This window comes from Paraburkholderia sp. RL17-337-BIB-A, from assembly GCF_046025895.1.
In the GTDB taxonomy this organism is placed as follows: domain Bacteria; phylum Pseudomonadota; class Gammaproteobacteria; order Burkholderiales; family Burkholderiaceae; genus Paraburkholderia; species Paraburkholderia fungorum_C.
The window spans coordinates 153156-169043 of sequence record NZ_JARESY010000003.1; the positions used below are offsets into that span (position 1 = coordinate 153156).

Genomic DNA, 15888 nt, shown 5'->3' on the forward strand with positions numbered 1-15888 from the left:
TTGTCATGAAAAAAAACCGCCCTTTCGGGCGGTTCGGAAGTTGAAGCAGCTGCCGGACTCGACAGCGCTTTAAGAAGGTCACGCTTACGCATGGCCGGAACTGGCTTGAACAACACAGCCTTTGGCACCGGCCGCACGCACGAACTTGAAGCACATCACCTCGCCTTTGTATTCCGGTCCGTCGATCGCCGCGGTCGTCAACTCCGGATACTGCGCGGAGAAGAGATCGCGGATTTCTTCGGGCGAAAACGTGGGGCCCGGGTCCAGCAAAGCGACGCCGTTGTAGGTGAATTCACGAATCAGCTTGGTAATGGAAATCGACATGGCGGGTCCTCCTCAATCGAAAAGGGACGTCATGTCGGTTCCGCTGGAAGCGGGAGCAACGCTCGCCGGAGCGCTCGCCGCCGCTGTCGGTTCCGAGTCCGACGAACCAGTGTCGTCGTCATCGTCCGACTCATCCGCATTCGCTGATGATTCGCCCGGTGCTGGCAAGGCGGGTCTGCTGCCCTTGCCGGCCAACGCCTTGGTCGCTTTCGTGACCTGCGTCTTCTGGGCTTCCCCGAGGATCGCTGCGGTTGCCGCCACCTGTTCAGCCAACGACGCATGCGCGCCGGTGTATGTGGCCAGGTGCTCGACAAAACCAGCATCAAGCTCAGCTGCGTTTGCCGTCATGACAAGAGGCTGACGAAGCGTTGCATCTTTCGTCTGGCCTTCCGGCATGACGAAGACGACCATTTCGTCGCCCTTCGTCTTGAGCGTCAGCTTCAGCGTCCCGCAGGACTTCAACAACGGTTCCAGTGCAACAAACATAAAAACACTCCACAGAAAGAAAAAGGACCACCCGAGGGCGGTCCAGAGAGAGGAAACGAAGCGGCGCATATCCGCTTCAGTCGATGCGCCCGAAGACGCGTTTAGAACTTGAGAACCTTGGGAATCTTGCCGGCGTAATCGAAGCCCTTGACGTCCAGCAGCGCGTCAATGACCTCCGCCTTCGACTTGCCAAACACCTTCTTGAAGTCATCGCCGAGCGCGGCGCGGATGCCCAGCTCGTCGGCGACGACCATCATTTCCGACTTCGTGATCAATTCCAGAAACTCCTTGCAGAGTTTCCAGTGACGGTTGAGGTCGAGACGGTGGTGACGACACAGGCTGATCAGATGATGGACGTCCAGACCCTGGATTGCGGCAACCGTGATGCCTGTGACGGCATGCGCGAGCTTCCCGTCATCCACGGCACCAACTGCGCTCGCGGCTTTGGCTACGTCGCCCGAAGCGATCTTCTCTTCGGTCAACTTCTCCCAGATCGCGGAGAGCGTCGAATCGTCCACACAGCGTGCCTGCCCGGCAAGCGCGATCGAAACGAGGTATCGCTGCGCGAGCGCGGGATCCGCGCCCACCTCGCGACGCAGGGCCTTACGCCACAGCGCCACGCGATACGCCTTGATCCTGTCCGACTCGGCAACAACCGTCGCCGGCGGATTGCTCGTCGTCGACGGCGCCGCCGTGTTCGACTTGCCAGCCGCCTTGCCAGCCGAGGCAGGCTTTTCGCCAGCTTTCGGCTCCGCTACGGCTTTCTGAGCCTGGAGGCGCTTTGCGACCATCTTCATGTTGCAGACGGTATCGAAGCACTGGCCCTTGTAGACCTTGCCGATCGAATCAGGCAGACCGCTCACCGCCGCGCCGTAGTTCTGGCACGCGTGACACGCCTTGGCCTGCTCTTCGCCCACACCTTTCGGCCCCTCAACTGCGAGCTGGATGCGTGTGTGGTTGTCCCCGGCGCGCACGATTCGCACGACCGGATATTCATCGCGAAGGCTCGATGCGACCGACTCAAGCTGCTTTTCGGTCTTCTCGTTGTAGCAGGTGCGGTTCGTACAGTTTCCGGTGCCGATCGATTCGCCGAACATCTCGCCCTGGGTGGACGAATTGTGCGGACAGCCGGCACAGTCGGTCTTGTCGAAGATCGCAGCCGACAACGAACAGGAAACCTGCTCGATCGTCTTCTTCACTTCCGCAACCGGCTTGCCTTCCTTGATGATGACTGGCAGCAGCTTGTCCTGCGTCTCCTTGGGAAGAGCGGCCAGCAATTCTGCGTGGCCCAGGAGGATTTGCCGCGTGCAGAGAGATTCCAGCACAGAGGGGCTGCAGTTCATCAGCGCGAGGCGCTTGTCGAGCGTGACGCGCGACCAGCCGAAGATTCGGGCTACCTCGTCGCGATCGCCCTTGCACAGCCCGACCTGCTCGGCTGCGGCGATCGCTTCTTCAGCGGGCGACATATCGGCGCGTTGGATGTTTTCAATGATGGCGAGCTGTTTTGCCTCGATCTCATCGATCTCCTTCACGACGACAGGTATCTCGTAATCCTCGCCGTGTGCGGTCATGGCCGCTCTGAATCGACGGCCGCCGGCGACGAGCGCATAGCCACCGTCTGCGAGCGTGCGAACGATCACAGGCTGGATGACGCCCTTTTCGCGCACCGACGCCGTCAGTTCTTCCATCTCCGCAGCATCGAAATACGTGCGGGGATTGGTGCTGACGGTGATGTGCCTGAGGGCAAGAGTAGGTTGTTGTTGGATTGCGGATCTCCGAGAAGGGAACCCGCCCCATCGGGAGTGGTTCCCGAAGGGTTGAACAAAGTTGGACCGGGCGAAGCCGGGTTAAGAGTCGATGCGTCTGGGACGCGGATGATTTGGGAAAGATACCGCCCGCGTCCAGGGGGTGGCGCCGCAAAGCTCGCGTAAACGCCGTGTCTTTTGCGCAGGCGAAAAAAAACCCGGCAAAGCCGGGTTGGTTGAACGATACTCGGTCAGAACAGCGCCAGCTGGTCTACCTTCACAAAAAGCTTCGCTGACGATGCCTGCACCGTAGCAGGTACTGCTTGCGTCGCCACAGCATGCTCAATCTCATCGAGAACAGCGACGTCGGCCTCCAGTTCGTTGCAAGTCGCGGCGATCGCGGGACCAAGCTCGTACGCGCGAGTCGCGGCGGTTTCATCCTCAACCGCGACTACCTCCGAGGCATGCACTTCTGCCTCACGTCTGCGCAGTTTCCACCTCCAGCCACCGAGGATATGCGCGGGCGTGTACCACATGCCCCAGACGTCGAGCGTGAGTGCGTTGCCGTGTACGATCACCGCAGGAATATGTAGCAGGGCTAGTTGAACGTACGCCATGTGAACGCAGCATGGATCGACGTCAATGCATGTTGCGTGCATGGCCTGCTGATAGTTGTGGCCGGCGTCGTGAAGAGACTCTGCGACTGCCATCACCATGCCGCCCGCCCCGCACGCTGGCTCCTGAACACGGATGAAGCCATGATCGCGAACGGCGGGGCCGCCGTCGCCAATTGTCATCATGGCCATCAACCTGCTCACGTGATAGGGAGTGAAGAACTGCCCCGCTCTCGCGTTTCCGAGTTCCAGCATCATGTAGGTTTCGCCGAGTACATCAGTAAGGCCACCCGATGCCATCGCGAAGCCTCCTGAGCCTGCCTTGCGCATGGCCTGCGCGCGCATTTCGAATGACTCGGTGAGCAGCCCCAGCATCTGTGGGAAGCGTTCGACTTCTTCGCGCTTGTATTTGCCGATGATGTCGAGATAGCGTTTTTCACGCGGCTCATACTGCGAAAGGTCGACGCTGTTGCTGATAGCCAATGCGCTGAGTTCCACGAAATCCGAGAACACGGTGTGCAGATGATGGCCATGGGAAAACGACCGAATCAGCCTAACAAGAGCCTTCTGGCACTCGTCGGCCGTCAGATCGTGTTTGCGTTGTGCGGAGTTTCGACTCACAGCGCTTCTCCCGCCGGAGCTCCGATGTTCGAAAGCTGAGCGAGCAGCATGCTCCACAGACGGTCGAAATCTGGCACCTCGCCCAGTGAAAGCGAACGCTCGATATCGAACGCCGCGGACTTGAACAGCTTCTCGCGGCAGACGACTGGACGGGCCGAACCTACGGCAAAATCATCACGCGCCTTGGAGATGATCCGGCTGGCGAACGTCGTGTAGGTGCGACGCAGTTCATTGAGGATCTGTGTCGTGCCCGGCACCTGCACCGCTGGATCTGCACTCTCCCCGAACAGCCGCTTTTCGGTTGCAGCGATAGCACTGTAGTGACGCCATGCTGCTGTCTGCGCATCGATGAAAGTTTGGATGAAATGATTGGACACGCCTGACTCCATGTGGACGAGGCATGCCCCTTTGGGGACATGCCCCAAAGGGAAAATAAGATGTGACTTCCGGCGGTTAGACGCCGTAGTGGCGCCGGACGCGACGGCGGCGTTCAGCAAACGGCTGACCACCTGTCACCGAAAGCGGTGCATCGCAAATCAGATTGCGCAGAGCCGCCGCGCGGAAGTGAGACGAATAACGCTTTTTTGCTTTGACGATGTCCACAAGCGCCTCCTGTGGGAGCCCGCTCGTCTGAAAGATCATCAAGCCGAAGCGCAAGATGCGTTCGCGATTCATAGTGCCGTCCGTTGTAGAGATGAACGGGAGCACGCCCGCGAGGGGGCATGCCCCTGCGAGATAAATGGATGTGGTGAAGATTGGTGAACGTCCGAGATGGACGTTGTGTGGTCGATGCGCGATCGCGCGGGTGATCCACGAACGATACCGGGGCAGACAGCGCATGGTCGGGTGAATGGCTACATTTTTGGCACGCCTCTCGGCGCTACCGTAGCTATCGTTATCCACAGTTTCTGTTAAGAAACCTGTGCATAACTATGACTGGTTGCCTCCGACCGGCCCACCATTGGCGGTTCCACGCCGGGTGCCTGAGTTCTGAGCCTCCCCGACCTTCATGGTTCGGTGAACGCGGCATCCTGCCGTCCCGCAACGAAGCGGACTCACTACAGCCTTTAACACGTTACAACCAGTTCCGGCGAATGGCCCCGGAATCGCTGCACCTTTCGCCGATTCCATTACGTTCTGCTTGCGGTGCAGGATATGGGCGCGCTCGGCCCGGTGGAAACAAAGACGCTGAATTTCTGGCGTCTTTATACGTCCATGCGTCCAGTCGTCGCCCGAAAATACAGCATAACCTCGCGCACGCACGCGAGCATCCCCAACCACCCGCACAAAATCAATGAAACTCGCTCACCGAGCAACGGTGTCCATCCTCGCCCTCGCGGTCGTCGCATCGGTAGGCTCGATCGGACTCACATCCCTGCAGCTGAGGCCGCAGCGCGGCGCCGTCGACGTCTTGATCAGTACAGCGATCGTCGGCGAGCTCAATGGCGTGTCTGACGCCGTCAAGGACATGCCGATGGCCGCGCGCAGTGGCGTGTTTGCCCGCCATGGCGTCACTTCCGAACAGGCGCTCGCCGATTCACTGGAAGCCCAGCGGGCGAATCTGGCACACGCCGAGCGGGAGCGGGCTGATGAACTCGCGCGCAGCGACAGACGGTTCACCCTCCTTCTCGTACTTGCGCTCTTCAACGTCTCCGCGGCCACGCTGGGCACGATTTCGCTTTACGAAGCCTATCGGGCAAAACGCAGCCACAGCACGCAGTGAAATGCCGTCCAGAAATAATGAGTGCCCTGCAACCCACGATGGCCTATCGCATCGAGACCCGCGGTCTCTCACTCTCGAATGGATACTTTCCGGGCCTGTTGCTTGAACGGACATTTATCAAGCAGCACCTCGTCGACGGCATTACGTTTCTTGAATTTCAGAGTGTCAACGGCTCGCGTCAGGTTATAGACGCCACGACTATCGAACGCCTTGTGCCGCTCGGGCGCGCAGCAATGCGAGCCGATACCCTGAGGCAACCCGATTGTACGCAGCCATGACCACGATCCGCGTCGAATTCTCAGATATCACACTTGATCCACGGAGCACCCGCAGCGGCGCCAAGCCGGCAATGGGATTGCCCGATAGCTGGCTCGATGCCCTGATTGGGGCCGGCTGCGTCGAACGGCGTGACTATGTCGCGCCTGGCGTTCTCAGGAGCATCACCGCGCGGTTTCCAACACGCGATCATCGGGACCAGTTTGCGGTGTCGGTGCGTCAGGTCAGCAATCTGATGGGCACTCGCGCTGTCGTCCATAGCGACGGAGTCTGATAGACGCTTCGATCACACTTTCTCGACAACGCGAGCCGCAAGGATACGCGTTGGCCCTACTCTCACGAGATTCAAAATGGCTTTGATTTCATTCGACGGACTCAACGTGCCTCTCGAAGAGGTGCAGGACAATCCGGCGCGCTTTGCAACGCGGCTCGAGCGCGCTAAGAAAAGTCCCGGCTATGCGGTGTGCTGCTGCCGCCCCTCAAGCGGCGACACGCCGTTGAGGCTGGTGGTGCGCCGGTACGGCGCACTCTTTCATCTCGCGCGTTGGCCAGACGAAGGCTACCGGCACGACCGCGATCACTGCACCTTCTTTGCAGAACCGGGTCCGACAGAGGAGTCGCCCGGCAGGGCGCATGACGCCATCAGGAACACCCCGGCCGGCCTGAATGCCAAGCTCGATGTTTGGCTCTCTGTCCCTACTGTTGGGACCGTGACTCGCGGCGCATCGACCGGTACTAGCCGATCAACGCGCAGGTCCGCACCGCTGCTCGGATTCCTCCAGCGGATCTGGATGGATGCCGGCCTCAACCAGTGGGGGGTGGCACGCAGCGCAACTGGGGCACCTGCAACGCACAGATATTGGCCCTCCTCGGCGACGGCAAAATGAACGGCAAGCCGATTCAGGATGTCCTTTACGTCATGCGCCGTTACGAGGAAGCGGCGCAGGCGGCACTTAAAGCAGAATTTGTCGCCTTCCTGAACCGTATCCAGACGACGCCCGCGGTCTCCGAACGCGGTATCGTGATCGCGGAAATTACTCATAGGTCAGAAACATAGCGGACAGATGGGTGCCTGAAGAAGGAGCGCACGAGAGTTGGGTCCCGTCCAATTTGAGCAAGCTGTTCGTGAATTCGCGGACCCAGCTTTTCGCCTTTTCGCAAAGGGCGTCGGGCAACTCCGGTGCGCTTGACGTGACTCCACACCAGTTCATCAGGATTGAGGTCTGGCGCGTAACCCGGCAGGAAGTGCAAGGTCAGTTTGCCCCCGGTGCTTGCGACGTAGTCCTTGACGATAGCTTTCTTGTGCGCAGGCAATCCGTCGACAATGAAATGAACTGCCTTGCGGCGATTGGACATCAGCTTCCTGAGCAGCGTCACGAACAGCTCACCGCTGAGCCCACCTTCATACGTTGCAAACCAGAAAGCCCCTTTCGAGTTGACGGCGGACGCCGCACTCATGCTTTGCCTCTGACCCGGTCGTTCGACGACTGGCGTTTCGCCGCGTTGCGCCCAAGTCCTTCCATGCACCGAGTCGGCCCGAAAGCCGGATTCGTCCCAGAAGAAGATGTCGGCACTTTCCTCGCGAGCCTGTCTGACAATAGCCGGATACGTGTCACGCTGCCAGCGCTCGATTGCGTCCGGATCTCGCTGGTAAGCACGCTGCAACGGCTTTTGCGGCGTCAGGTTTAAGCGCGCGAGCATCGCGCCAATCGACGCAAGGCTCAACGTGACACCGAAATCCCGCTGCACCAGTTCGCGAACCAGGTTGCGCGTCCACAGGCCGAAGTCAAATCCATACTGCATTGGATTCTTGCCATTGATCCAGCGCAGTACCTGTCGTTCCTGTGCTTGCGTAAGCTTACGAGGGCGGCCCGTGCCTTTGGTCGAGAGCAGCACACGCACCCCACGACCGCGACCGCGCGCCTGAGCCCGGATCTTGTATGCCCAGGAGCGATTCATTCCAAACGAGGCTGCAACATCGCCTGGATGTTCTCCCTCAACCATGCGTTGAACTGCCAGGATGCGCATCTCCTCCAGCGTGTTGTGAGCCAGGCTCCGGCCATCTCGTTTCATGAGCGATCCTGTCAGTAGCCCTCGCTCAAGCATAGACCATATGTCCGCTAAATTCCTGACTTATGAGTAAATCCGTCGACCCGTCGAAATACGGGTTCGTCATCAAACTCCGTCAGACCTTCGAGACGTTCTTTGCTTCGAGCAATTGATTGAAGGCGCGGCCCGATCATTCCGGCACGCGTGGCCAATGATCGGCAACGCTGATGCACGCGTGGTCGCAGTGCTCGTGCTCGAGCGAACGAAGGACGGAAACCTGCGCGTAATCGATCTCGCGGTTCAGCTCTGCAACAAGTCGTTTCATCCCTGCGATTCGAGCTACGAAGTCGCCATGGCCAACCGGCTGGTCGACGAACGGCGGCGCTTCATCAAGCCCATGCGCCTCGACGATGGTGACGTCATGCTGCCGGATTTTCGGCTCACCGACACCTCGCCCGAGACCGCGATAGAGGTCTACGGCATGGAGTCGAACGACGCGTACCGGATCCGGAAGGCACAGAAGCAGGCGCTTTACGCCGAGCACAAGTTGCCGTGCGTCGAATGGATTCCGCCGGCACCGATCTCGACTGTGGCGCTGCCTGCTGCGACTTGACATCGTCACGGCGCGGGATACTTTTGTGCCAATCGCAAGTAACCTTTCCTGAGGGATGCACAGATGGAATCCAACTCCTTTTTCCTGCAACGCGCCATCGCGCGCGGCGCCGAATTGCAGGTCAGCTATCCGGCGCTTTGCATGGCAAGCTCGACGGACACTGTCGACGAACGACGCAAGCAGATCGTTGTGGCCACGGCCGACGATTCGCACATCCGCATGATCTTCTTCAGCTCGCTTGGCGCGATCCTCGATTTTCACGCTTCATGGGATGATCTTGACGACGCGACGCGCGGCTGGCTTGCCTTCACTGTTCGTTGGAATCGCTGGTGGCTTCCCAATATCGTGGCACTCGCCGCAATCGAACGCCACGCGCAGGCCCCGACTGACGCGCGGATCGCCAATGGCGTCATCGACTGCAGGCCCGCTGACGACGCCGCGTTGCGTCGTTACCTCGATGCCATCGAAATGCATTACCGGCGCGACGAAGCGATTTCGCGCGTCCTGTTTCCACGGGAGGGATCTTTTGCTCTACAGTCCCGCCCTCACGCCGCATAAATTCCCGCCTACAGGATCGCCAACGCATGAGCAGTGTTATTCCCTTTGCACGCTTACGCGTTACCAAAGACGATCGCACCCATCGCCCGGGTGAATGCGCGCACCACCACATCAGGCTTGATCCCCGAGGTGGGATCGTAAGCTGTCGCGAGTGCGGCGCGACGCTGACACCCTTCTGGGCGCTCACCATGCTGGCCGACCAGTATGCTATTGCGTCGGCCCAGATCCAGAGACTCGACGAGCGTATCGCTCATGCCGACGGTCGCATCCGTGAACTGTCGGCAGAGCTCGACGCGAAAACCTACACCGAAAGGACCGCAAAAGCGTCGCCACCCGTTCCTTGACTGACGCCAGCTTCATGGTGCAATAGGCTTCGTTCAATTAACTGGAAAAACATGAAGCGCACCTTTGAATGCGGGCATTCCGGAAAAGGGAAGTACTGCCACACCTGCGAGTCGATCGCGAAAAAGAAAGACGCCGACCGCGCTGCGCGTGAAAAAAAGCGCGCGGCGAGAATTCAGGCGGCCGACGCAGACACGATCGACCTGTCGGCAGTTGCTCATCTGGCCGCAGTGCAGCGCGAGGCGCGAGATCTGCTGTCGAAAGTCCAGGGCGGCATGCACCCGTACGCTCTCAATGGAAAGCCGATTAAATCCTGTGACGGCAAACTGCTGTCCGTGCCCGTTGGAAGATCATATCGCCTGATGTTTGAGTCTGGCTCTCTTAGACCATTGCGGCTAATTAGCATGAAACCTACAACAAATACGTCGATTCCCGCCGTCCTGTGTGATCGGCGCGATTTTGTGTGATCTGGTCTTTGGGGTAACGCGCTTTTATGTAACGATTCGGATAGAGAGAAAGTAACAAAAAACAGAAATACAATTACATGACATCTGATCTGAATCTTCTGAATCGCGATGACTGACGAACTTTTCCCCTGCGCCCATTGCGGCGGTAACTGGGCTTTCGGATGGTCCCAACGAGTGATCGGCCGTCGTTCAAGGCCCGTCCTGGACTTCTCGCAAATCGGAACTGGGGCCGGCCGCGCGCTGATCATGGGCGACATGGAATCGCGCCCGCCGGACGAGCCGCCCACCGAGAGGGTCTGCTGCATCGTTTGCGAAGAGTGTGGCATGCAAACGCCGTGGATCCCGGTCGGCGACGACAAGAACGCCGCGCTGGATCAAGCCGGAAAGATCTGGAATCAGCGGCTGAATCGGCCTGCCGCGACTGAGGGTGATCTCCTCGATCTGATCCGCAAGGAAATCACGCCCGTCGACGCGCCCTATGTACTCGACCTGCTCTCCCGAACCTCCGAAGACTGGGAGAAACGCGGCCCGCTTTTCGCAATGCTCGCCCAAAAGATCGCGGACGGCAAAATCACCGCGCGCGATTTCTGGCCGATCGATCCCGTGCTGATCGACGCCGCCCGATACCGCACCCTTCAACAACTCGCCCGCTTCGTCTACATCGACGGCGTCCCGTCCGTGCAGTTTCCCCGCATTCCCGCAACAGGCGGTGACGAGGAGCGCTCGTTCGAGGATCGCGTTGCCGCGGCCGTTGATGATCTGCCCGAACGGAGCCGGTGGTGACTTGACTTCCAGTTGGCGCCGCCATACTGGACTTAGCTCTCGCCGCGTCGGTGAGAAGCACCACCGGAGAAAACCACATGTCCCCGATCGAATACGTGCGCGCAGCCTACCGCCACCGTCACGAACTCGTGCCGCAACTGCTCACGGTTCTCGCGCTTGGCGTCATTCTCACCTACCACGCGCTGACCAGTCCCATACTGAACTGGCTCATCCGCTGAGCTTGAAGGGATTGGCGAAACGCACGAGTGGCTATAACACGTTACAACCACTTGAAAACAGCGACGCAGCCATCTCATTGATTTTTTTGGGAATTTTCAGAGGGCATCTGTAGCCAAAATTGGACACCCTCAATTGGCTACACCTTAAACCCGGCGATTTGTCGGGCCGTCGTCAACGCGCGAGAGTCAACGCCATGCCGAACATACCTGCAATGCTGGCCGCCGCACGCGGCATAGTCTTGGCATGAAGCGCGACAGGACATCGGATTCGTCACCTCTACGCCCGCTAGTCCAAAAGTCGGTATAGCGCCTGTCGGGAAATTCCCAAAGCCGCCGCCGCATGACTTTTGACGCCATTCGCTTTCAGGACGGCCTGCTCGGCAATCTCCCGGGTAACAGCGCGATTCTTCTTCTCTGCTTGCGCGTTGTGCGTCGAAAGATAGGCATTCGCCTTGGTCGCACGACTGTGGCCCGCTGCCTCGACGACGCGCCGCATCGCTTCCCTGTGCAGATCACGGTCGACGCGCTCTGTCGTTTGCTTGACCGGCGCAGGAACACCCGTCAGCCGCTCGTACATCTGCTGGAGGAACTGGTGACGCAGACCGTGGCTGGTCACGCCGATGCCCGCCTGGGTCACACCGTGTTTCTTGAGCACCTTGTAGTAGCGCTCCTTCCATTGTTGCTTCGTCCGGCCATGCGGGATCGTTGAGCCAGTAAACGGATTCGCAAGTCTCGCAGCTTCTTCAAGCACGGCGAACTTGAATTCGATCGGTACGACGCGATCCCGACCACCCTTCGTTCCCCGCGTTACATTCAAGAGTCTGTCGTCGCGAACAGCCTCCGCCGGCCGCAGAAGGAAGCTCTCTTCAACGCGCAACCCAAACGCGGCCTGAAGCTTCAGCTGCACCGCGACGTTTGCATCGGTGACGGCTATTTCGGCAATTTTCGCCGCCGCGTCGATGCCGTGGCCTTCCCACGACTTGTCTTCCTGCGCCACATACGTGCGTACAAGGTCGTACGCCTCACGGTCCACGTAGTCAGCGAGCGTACCAACAAGGCTCGGTTTCCGAATCCACTCACTTAGCGCGCGCAGGTAGGTCAGCTTGTTTTCGATCGTGCCACCGCTCAGTTTCGATTTGATCCAGAACCCAACCAGAAACTGAACATGCTTTTGCTTCAACGCATACGGGGATTGCAGCGCATAGCCGTTCTGTCTCAATTCTTCGAAAGATTTGCAGATCGCCTGGGTCCGATACTTTTGTGTCTTGACCGAAAGCGGCTTCGCGCTGATCCGCGTACGACTATGTACACGGTTCACGTTCCCCAGCAGAAGTTCCTCGAGCGCGCCTTTGAAGTCCGCGGGCAGTCGGTATTCGCGCAGCACCGCGCGCACGTTCAGTATTGTTGACATCGTCGCTCCCTAATTCCTGTGGAATCCGTGACCCGCTCTGCGCGGCCTTGTGCGCTGTCGATTGCATGCCGGCTCGAATCGACCCCAGCCCACACCATGCAGGTCTCTGTCGCCGACATGAAGCACCGGCCATCTCAGTTATGTGCAGCTACAGTTCGGCCCGCCTAACGCCGCAGTGGGATGTGCTGCGATCGCATCAAAGCCGGTCTTCGCGCGCGCCACAAATTCCGATGTTTTTGCGCCGCCAGCCGCTATCACTCACGGCCGCCTTTTCTGCGCTACGCGCGGGACGCCCGGGAGCCTATCCCCTGCATCAACCTGTCGCGCTGCGCGATGCGTGCCCCGCCGGGTCCTGCCTTCCTGTCCTTTAGCGATTCCATTCGATCAGCCCCGCACGTCGAAGAAACGTGCATCGACTGTCCGTCCTGCTACCTGCTGCCAGACGCCACGCTCCGCGTGACAACTGCCGGCGATCTTGCTGCGTTACACATCCACGAACCGGATCTGCCGTTGCAGAGTCCATCGTCGTTGATCGCATCCGCTGCTGTCGCTGGTCGAGCCACAGAGCTTTTCGCTCCGCGAACCCGGCTATGCGGCTGCTACGGCTACCGTGCCGGCCCTGACACGCCTCGGCGTGCCCGTGTGCTGCCGTCTCGCGACTCGCACGACCACGGCCATTTGCCCGGTAATTCTTTTTGCGCATTTCTTTCTCCGGCTGCGCCTACCGTTCGTCTTCCGTACAGGGACATGCCCGCCGCAATGGCGCGCACATACCCCCACCCCCAAGTCCGTTCAATCCGCCGCAGTGTGTCGGGCCTCATGCAACGTACCCAGCTTCGTGTGCCGAAAGGGTGTGTCCATGCTCATCGAGTTCGTCGTGATTCGCGGTGTCAAAACTGTCCGACTGTCCGCAGCCACTTCGTCTCAAGTTGCAAATTCGGGCAAAACCGCCCGCTAACCCAATGGATATCGCGTGTCCGGGGTCCTCAAGTTGGCCCACGGTGTACTTGATTTGATTCAGAAAAAGGCCGCATCAATTTGCGGCCTGTGACAGGAAGGGTTTTCGCCAGGCAAAGCGATTCCTTCAATGGTGAAACTCGGAGGTCGATGCGCTGATCGCGCGGTTGGTACCGTAGAGATTAAACGCACGCGCGACACGCGGCGGTGCGAAAGCTGCGTAAATGTTGCGAGCTTTTGCTGCCTTGACTCCTCTCCCACACCTATAGAGTTGGATCGTTGCAACGGCGCTGGGGCACATTTTGGACATTTAAGTGGCCGACAAGAGGCCAAGGGTTTGAGGTGAGATTCCACGGTCGCCCCCTTGGGCACTTAGTGGGCCAGAACGTGGCCAATAAGTGCCCAAGCCCCTGAGGAATTTTCTCTTGGGCACATAAGTGGCCAAATTCGGCCCCAGCCCGCGCAGTGATCAAACTTTAACAACTCTGGAGAGAGCCATGAAAGTTTCAGTTTTCGCAGTAGACGTCGGATACGGTAACACCAAGAGCGCGTTTCGTATGGGCTCCGACATCGCCACGCAGATGTTTCCATCGCTGGCTCCGCTCGCCGTTAGCGATGCGGTATCCGGTTACGGCCAGGGCGTCCTCGCCGCACGCAAGGTGGCGCCGATTGAGGTCGACGGCACGACGTACGAAATCGGTCCCGGCGTCGAACTGTCGTCTGCCTATGGCAACGCCGGCCGCACGCTGTCGGAAGACTTCTGCCTCACGCCTAACTACGCGGCGCTGCTAGGCGGGTCGCTACATTTCGCGGGCGTGACCGAAGTCGAACGCATGGTGCTGGGCCTGCCGGTTCACAACATCACGAAGTATTCGGCGCATCTGCGCGACGCTTTCACCGGAACGCTCAACTTCGGTCACGGTCCCGTGAAGGTCGGCTCCGTTAAGGTTGTCCCGCAGCCGCTGGGATCGCTCGTTTCGTTCTCGGAGTACGGCGGCAGTCGCTTCGATCGCGAAAACGCGCACCTGGTTATCGACGTCGGCTATTTCACGACTGACTGGGTCGTCGCCAACGGCTTTACGATGAATGACCGCCGCAGCGGCGGTGCCCCGGGCGGCGCATCGCAGATCTACAAACGCATCGCTTCGTTGATCTCGGCGCAGGCGGGGGAACCTGCCGACGACGTCGAGCGCATCGACAAGTGCCTGCGCGAGAAGAAGCCGATGCTGTTCTATGGCAAGGACATCGACCTCGCGCCGCTACTCGAGCAGTCTCAGGCGGTCATCAACGCAACGGTAAAGGAGATGCAGAACCGCGTCGGCCGTACTGCCGACCTTCGGTCTATCGTACTGACGGGCGGAGGCGCGGGCCTCTACGAGCCTGCGATCCGTGCAGCGTTCCCGCGCGTCCAGCTCGATGTTCTCGAGTCGCCTTGCTACGCGAACGTCAAGGGCTTCCTCATCGTCGGCGAATCCACCCTCGCGCGTGAGCGCAAGGCAATGGGGGTCGCTGCATGAATGGGAAGATGCTGATCAAGGTAACGCTCAACGAAGCGACTGACCCTGATCTCTTCGCTTATCTCAGTCAGTTCGACAATGCTCGTCTGCGAGCCGGCGCATTCAGGGCTCTGGCGAGCGCCACTGCCCGCGGTGACCGGGCGCGGCCCGACGTCGCAGTTCATACACGCGGCGCCGCTCAGGTGACGATGCCATTGGCGGGCCCGACGTCGCGTTCTCGCGTGGTGGACGAACCCCATGCAGAGCATCAGACGTTCATCCCACCGCCCCCGGCAGCGACGACCTGGACAGAGCCACCGCCCGTTGTGAGCGATCCTCGCTCGCATGCGGATCCGACGCACGCCCACAAGCGGTTCGATACGGACGCGATTGGCGAGCAGTTCGCGGATTTTTGAGGTAGTCCGATGGCCTTGACTTCGCGGTAGATTTGCGAAGATGGGTCATCGGCTCACTGCGCAGACTGAAATCATGACCTACCTATCCAAAGGAGCAGATGCTATGAACCTTCTCGATGTACTCACCCACGCTGACTGGACGCGCGCCGGACTATTCTGGATTCTCGTCGCAGCCGGTTTAGCGGCATGGGAGTCGGCGTTCCACTTCCGCCGTGCCTTCAGCGCTTATTTTAAAAAGGACAACAGCAATGTTTAACAAATTCATGAGCCTTCCGCCGCTCGCACGGCGCGCGATTCTGGCTGTCGTGTTGTTTGCAATCTGTTGCATCGACGACGAGTTGCCGAAGAGTGGCATCACCGATTTCATTTTTGTTGTGTGCTTCTCTGCATGGTTTTACACGATCGGACTCGTGCGGCCCACTCTGCTGTTCCTTTACCATTTGCTGAGGGTGGTGTTTCGCTACCACATCTACAAATGAACGATGATGTTCACACCGCTCCCGCCATGTTTCGCGCGGACGAAAAAAAACCCGGCCAGTGGCCGAGTTTCGTCTTTATGGGGTTGGGTCTATGCAGTAACGCGACGCCCTGTGCATTTGCCTGACGGCGCACGCAGTAGAACCAGGCATCGTCGAACGGGACGCCGATCTTTTCAGCTCTCGCGTTGCCGCGCTTGTCCCGGTCGATCACGTCGTAAGCCAGCGCCTCCGACTTTCCGACACGCACCGAACCGTTTTCAACGCCAGAGGTAGCAACAATCTGAAACCGGCCAACAATCATCGTGAACAT

The 15888-nt window shown here is 59.4% G+C and carries 23 protein-coding genes; 14 read left to right on the forward strand and 9 right to left on the reverse strand.

Annotated features, from left to right (window positions below; translation table 11 throughout):
- Positions 1 to 84 precede the first annotated feature (84 nt).
- The 6 genes from P0D84_RS38420 to P0D84_RS38445 form a co-directional block, all read right to left on the reverse strand.
- Positions 85 to 324: a PRTRC system protein C gene (locus P0D84_RS38420; RefSeq protein ID WP_408346806.1), complete on the reverse strand. Its 240-nt coding sequence runs from the start codon at positions 322 to 324 to the stop codon at positions 85 to 87.
- A 12-nt stretch (positions 325 to 336) separates the two neighbouring features.
- On the reverse strand, positions 337 to 879 hold the full coding sequence (locus tag P0D84_RS38425) for a PRTRC system protein E (RefSeq protein ID WP_408346809.1): 543 nt from the start codon (positions 877 to 879) through the stop codon (positions 337 to 339).
- Between the two features lie 32 nt (positions 880 to 911).
- Positions 912 to 2576, reverse strand: coding sequence for a PRTRC system ParB family protein (locus P0D84_RS38430; RefSeq protein WP_408349666.1), 1665 nt, complete (start codon positions 2574 to 2576; stop codon positions 912 to 914).
- A 230-nt stretch (positions 2577 to 2806) separates the two neighbouring features.
- Positions 2807 to 3790, reverse strand: coding sequence for an N-6 DNA methylase (locus tag P0D84_RS38435; RefSeq protein ID WP_408346812.1), 984 nt, complete (start codon positions 3788 to 3790; stop codon positions 2807 to 2809).
- Positions 3787 to 4167, reverse strand: coding sequence for a hypothetical protein (locus tag P0D84_RS38440; protein ID WP_408346815.1), 381 nt, complete (start codon positions 4165 to 4167; stop codon positions 3787 to 3789). The genes P0D84_RS38435 and P0D84_RS38440 overlap by 4 nt, the downstream gene beginning before the upstream one ends.
- A gap of 76 nt (positions 4168 to 4243) precedes the next feature.
- Positions 4244 to 4693 carry a hypothetical protein gene (locus tag P0D84_RS38445; RefSeq protein ID WP_408346818.1) on the reverse strand — a complete coding sequence of 150 codons (450 nt, stop codon included), beginning with the start codon at positions 4691 to 4693 and terminating at the stop codon, positions 4244 to 4246.
- Positions 4694 to 5108: 415 nt separating this feature from the next.
- Between P0D84_RS38445 and P0D84_RS38450 the strand changes: the two genes are divergently transcribed.
- From P0D84_RS38450 to P0D84_RS38465, 4 genes are all read left to right on the forward strand, one after another.
- A complete protein-coding gene (locus P0D84_RS38450) occupies positions 5109 to 5513 on the forward strand; it encodes a hypothetical protein (protein WP_408346821.1) in 405 nt (134 codons plus the stop codon).
- 274 nt (positions 5514 to 5787) lie between these two features.
- Entirely contained in the window at positions 5788 to 6063 is a 276-nt protein-coding gene (locus P0D84_RS38455) for a hypothetical protein (protein ID WP_408346824.1), read from the forward strand.
- A gap of 76 nt (positions 6064 to 6139) precedes the next feature.
- A complete protein-coding gene (locus P0D84_RS38460) occupies positions 6140 to 6676 on the forward strand; it encodes a DUF1173 family protein (protein WP_408346827.1) in 537 nt (178 codons plus the stop codon).
- On the forward strand, positions 6673 to 6846 hold the full coding sequence (locus P0D84_RS38465) for a hypothetical protein (protein ID WP_408346830.1): 174 nt from the start codon (positions 6673 to 6675) through the stop codon (positions 6844 to 6846). The genes P0D84_RS38460 and P0D84_RS38465 overlap by 4 nt, the downstream gene beginning before the upstream one ends.
- Here the strand turns inward: P0D84_RS38465 and P0D84_RS38470 are convergent.
- A complete protein-coding gene (locus P0D84_RS38470) occupies positions 6828 to 7862 on the reverse strand; it encodes an IS630 family transposase (RefSeq protein ID WP_408346833.1) in 1035 nt (344 codons plus the stop codon). The two genes, P0D84_RS38465 and P0D84_RS38470, sit on opposite strands and share 19 nt — an antisense overlap.
- Before the next feature lie 187 nt (positions 7863 to 8049).
- On the opposite strand from P0D84_RS38470, the gene P0D84_RS38475 reads away from it, so the two are divergent.
- The 6 genes from P0D84_RS38475 (at position 8050) to P0D84_RS38500 (ending at position 10819) form a co-directional block, all read left to right on the forward strand.
- Complete coding sequence (locus P0D84_RS38475; RefSeq protein WP_408346836.1) at positions 8050 to 8451, forward strand: DUF1173 family protein; 402 nt, start codon at positions 8050 to 8052, stop codon at positions 8449 to 8451.
- Between the two features lie 63 nt (positions 8452 to 8514).
- Positions 8515 to 9009 carry a hypothetical protein gene (locus tag P0D84_RS38480; RefSeq protein WP_408346839.1) on the forward strand — a complete coding sequence of 165 codons (495 nt, stop codon included), beginning with the start codon at positions 8515 to 8517 and terminating at the stop codon, positions 9007 to 9009.
- Positions 9010 to 9035: 26 nt separating this feature from the next.
- Complete coding sequence (locus P0D84_RS38485) at positions 9036 to 9353, forward strand: hypothetical protein (RefSeq protein WP_408346842.1); 318 nt, start codon at positions 9036 to 9038, stop codon at positions 9351 to 9353.
- Positions 9354 to 9404: 51 nt separating this feature from the next.
- On the forward strand, positions 9405 to 9818 hold the full coding sequence (locus P0D84_RS38490) for a DUF7682 family zinc-binding protein (RefSeq protein WP_408346845.1): 414 nt from the start codon (positions 9405 to 9407) through the stop codon (positions 9816 to 9818).
- A 108-nt stretch (positions 9819 to 9926) separates the two neighbouring features.
- Positions 9927 to 10601, forward strand: coding sequence for a hypothetical protein (locus P0D84_RS38495; protein ID WP_408346848.1), 675 nt, complete (start codon positions 9927 to 9929; stop codon positions 10599 to 10601).
- Between the two features lie 77 nt (positions 10602 to 10678).
- Entirely contained in the window at positions 10679 to 10819 is a 141-nt protein-coding gene (locus tag P0D84_RS38500; protein ID WP_408346851.1) for a hypothetical protein, read from the forward strand.
- A 286-nt stretch (positions 10820 to 11105) separates the two neighbouring features.
- Here the strand turns inward: P0D84_RS38500 and P0D84_RS38505 are convergent, their stop codons facing one another.
- Positions 11106 to 12230 carry an integrase domain-containing protein gene (locus P0D84_RS38505; protein ID WP_408346854.1) on the reverse strand — a complete coding sequence of 375 codons (1125 nt, stop codon included), beginning with the start codon at positions 12228 to 12230 and terminating at the stop codon, positions 11106 to 11108.
- Positions 12231 to 13684: 1454 nt separating this feature from the next.
- Here P0D84_RS38505 and P0D84_RS38510 point away from each other — a divergent pair.
- The 4 genes from P0D84_RS38510 to P0D84_RS38525 all read left to right on the forward strand — a co-directional run bounded on the left by P0D84_RS38510 (position 13685) and on the right by P0D84_RS38525 (position 15578).
- Positions 13685 to 14704: a PRTRC system protein D gene (locus tag P0D84_RS38510; protein ID WP_408346857.1), complete on the forward strand. Its 1020-nt coding sequence runs from the start codon at positions 13685 to 13687 to the stop codon at positions 14702 to 14704.
- 8 nt (positions 14705 to 14712) lie between these two features.
- Complete coding sequence (locus tag P0D84_RS38515; RefSeq protein ID WP_408346861.1) at positions 14713 to 15099, forward strand: hypothetical protein; 387 nt, start codon at positions 14713 to 14715, stop codon at positions 15097 to 15099.
- Between the two features lie 103 nt (positions 15100 to 15202).
- Positions 15203 to 15355: a hypothetical protein gene (locus tag P0D84_RS38520; RefSeq protein ID WP_408346864.1), complete on the forward strand. Its 153-nt coding sequence runs from the start codon at positions 15203 to 15205 to the stop codon at positions 15353 to 15355.
- On the forward strand, positions 15348 to 15578 hold the full coding sequence (locus P0D84_RS38525; RefSeq protein WP_408346867.1) for a hypothetical protein: 231 nt from the start codon (positions 15348 to 15350) through the stop codon (positions 15576 to 15578). Before P0D84_RS38520 ends, P0D84_RS38525 begins: the two co-directional genes overlap by 8 nt.
- A gap of 10 nt (positions 15579 to 15588) precedes the next feature.
- Here P0D84_RS38525 and P0D84_RS38530 read toward each other — a convergent pair whose 3' ends face one another.
- The gene (locus tag P0D84_RS38530) at positions 15589 to 15888 is read right to left on the reverse strand and encodes a hypothetical protein (RefSeq protein WP_408346870.1); all 300 of its coding nucleotides are present in this window, start codon (positions 15886 to 15888) and stop codon (positions 15589 to 15591) included.

Coding starts and splice junctions, on each gene's coding strand:
- P0D84_RS38420 (WP_408346806.1), bottom strand. CDS start 324: ATGTCGATTTCCATTACCAAGCTGATTCGTGAATTCACCTACAACGGC.
- P0D84_RS38425 (WP_408346809.1), bottom strand. CDS start 879: ATGCGCCGCTTCGTTTCCTCTCTCTGGACCGCCCTCGGGTGGTCCTTT.
- P0D84_RS38455 (WP_408346824.1), top strand. CDS start 5,788: ATGACCACGATCCGCGTCGAATTCTCAGATATCACACTTGATCCACGG.
- P0D84_RS38460 (WP_408346827.1), top strand. CDS start 6,140: ATGGCTTTGATTTCATTCGACGGACTCAACGTGCCTCTCGAAGAGGTG.
- P0D84_RS38465 (WP_408346830.1), top strand. CDS start 6,673: ATGAACGGCAAGCCGATTCAGGATGTCCTTTACGTCATGCGCCGTTAC.
- P0D84_RS38470 (WP_408346833.1), bottom strand. CDS start 7,862: ATGAAACGAGATGGCCGGAGCCTGGCTCACAACACGCTGGAGGAGATG.
- P0D84_RS38475 (WP_408346836.1), top strand. CDS start 8,050: ATGATCGGCAACGCTGATGCACGCGTGGTCGCAGTGCTCGTGCTCGAG.
- P0D84_RS38480 (WP_408346839.1), top strand. CDS start 8,515: ATGGAATCCAACTCCTTTTTCCTGCAACGCGCCATCGCGCGCGGCGCC.
- P0D84_RS38485 (WP_408346842.1), top strand. CDS start 9,036: ATGAGCAGTGTTATTCCCTTTGCACGCTTACGCGTTACCAAAGACGAT.
- P0D84_RS38490 (WP_408346845.1), top strand. CDS start 9,405: ATGAAGCGCACCTTTGAATGCGGGCATTCCGGAAAAGGGAAGTACTGC.
- P0D84_RS38495 (WP_408346848.1), top strand. CDS start 9,927: ATGACTGACGAACTTTTCCCCTGCGCCCATTGCGGCGGTAACTGGGCT.
- P0D84_RS38500 (WP_408346851.1), top strand. CDS start 10,679: ATGTCCCCGATCGAATACGTGCGCGCAGCCTACCGCCACCGTCACGAA.
- P0D84_RS38505 (WP_408346854.1), bottom strand. CDS start 12,230: ATGTCAACAATACTGAACGTGCGCGCGGTGCTGCGCGAATACCGACTG.
- P0D84_RS38510 (WP_408346857.1), top strand. CDS start 13,685: ATGAAAGTTTCAGTTTTCGCAGTAGACGTCGGATACGGTAACACCAAG.
- P0D84_RS38515 (WP_408346861.1), top strand. CDS start 14,713: ATGCTGATCAAGGTAACGCTCAACGAAGCGACTGACCCTGATCTCTTC.
- P0D84_RS38520 (WP_408346864.1), top strand. CDS start 15,203: ATGAACCTTCTCGATGTACTCACCCACGCTGACTGGACGCGCGCCGGA.
- P0D84_RS38525 (WP_408346867.1), top strand. CDS start 15,348: ATGTTTAACAAATTCATGAGCCTTCCGCCGCTCGCACGGCGCGCGATT.
- P0D84_RS38530 (WP_408346870.1), bottom strand. CDS start 15,888: ATGTTCACGATGATTGTTGGCCGGTTTCAGATTGTTGCTACCTCTGGC.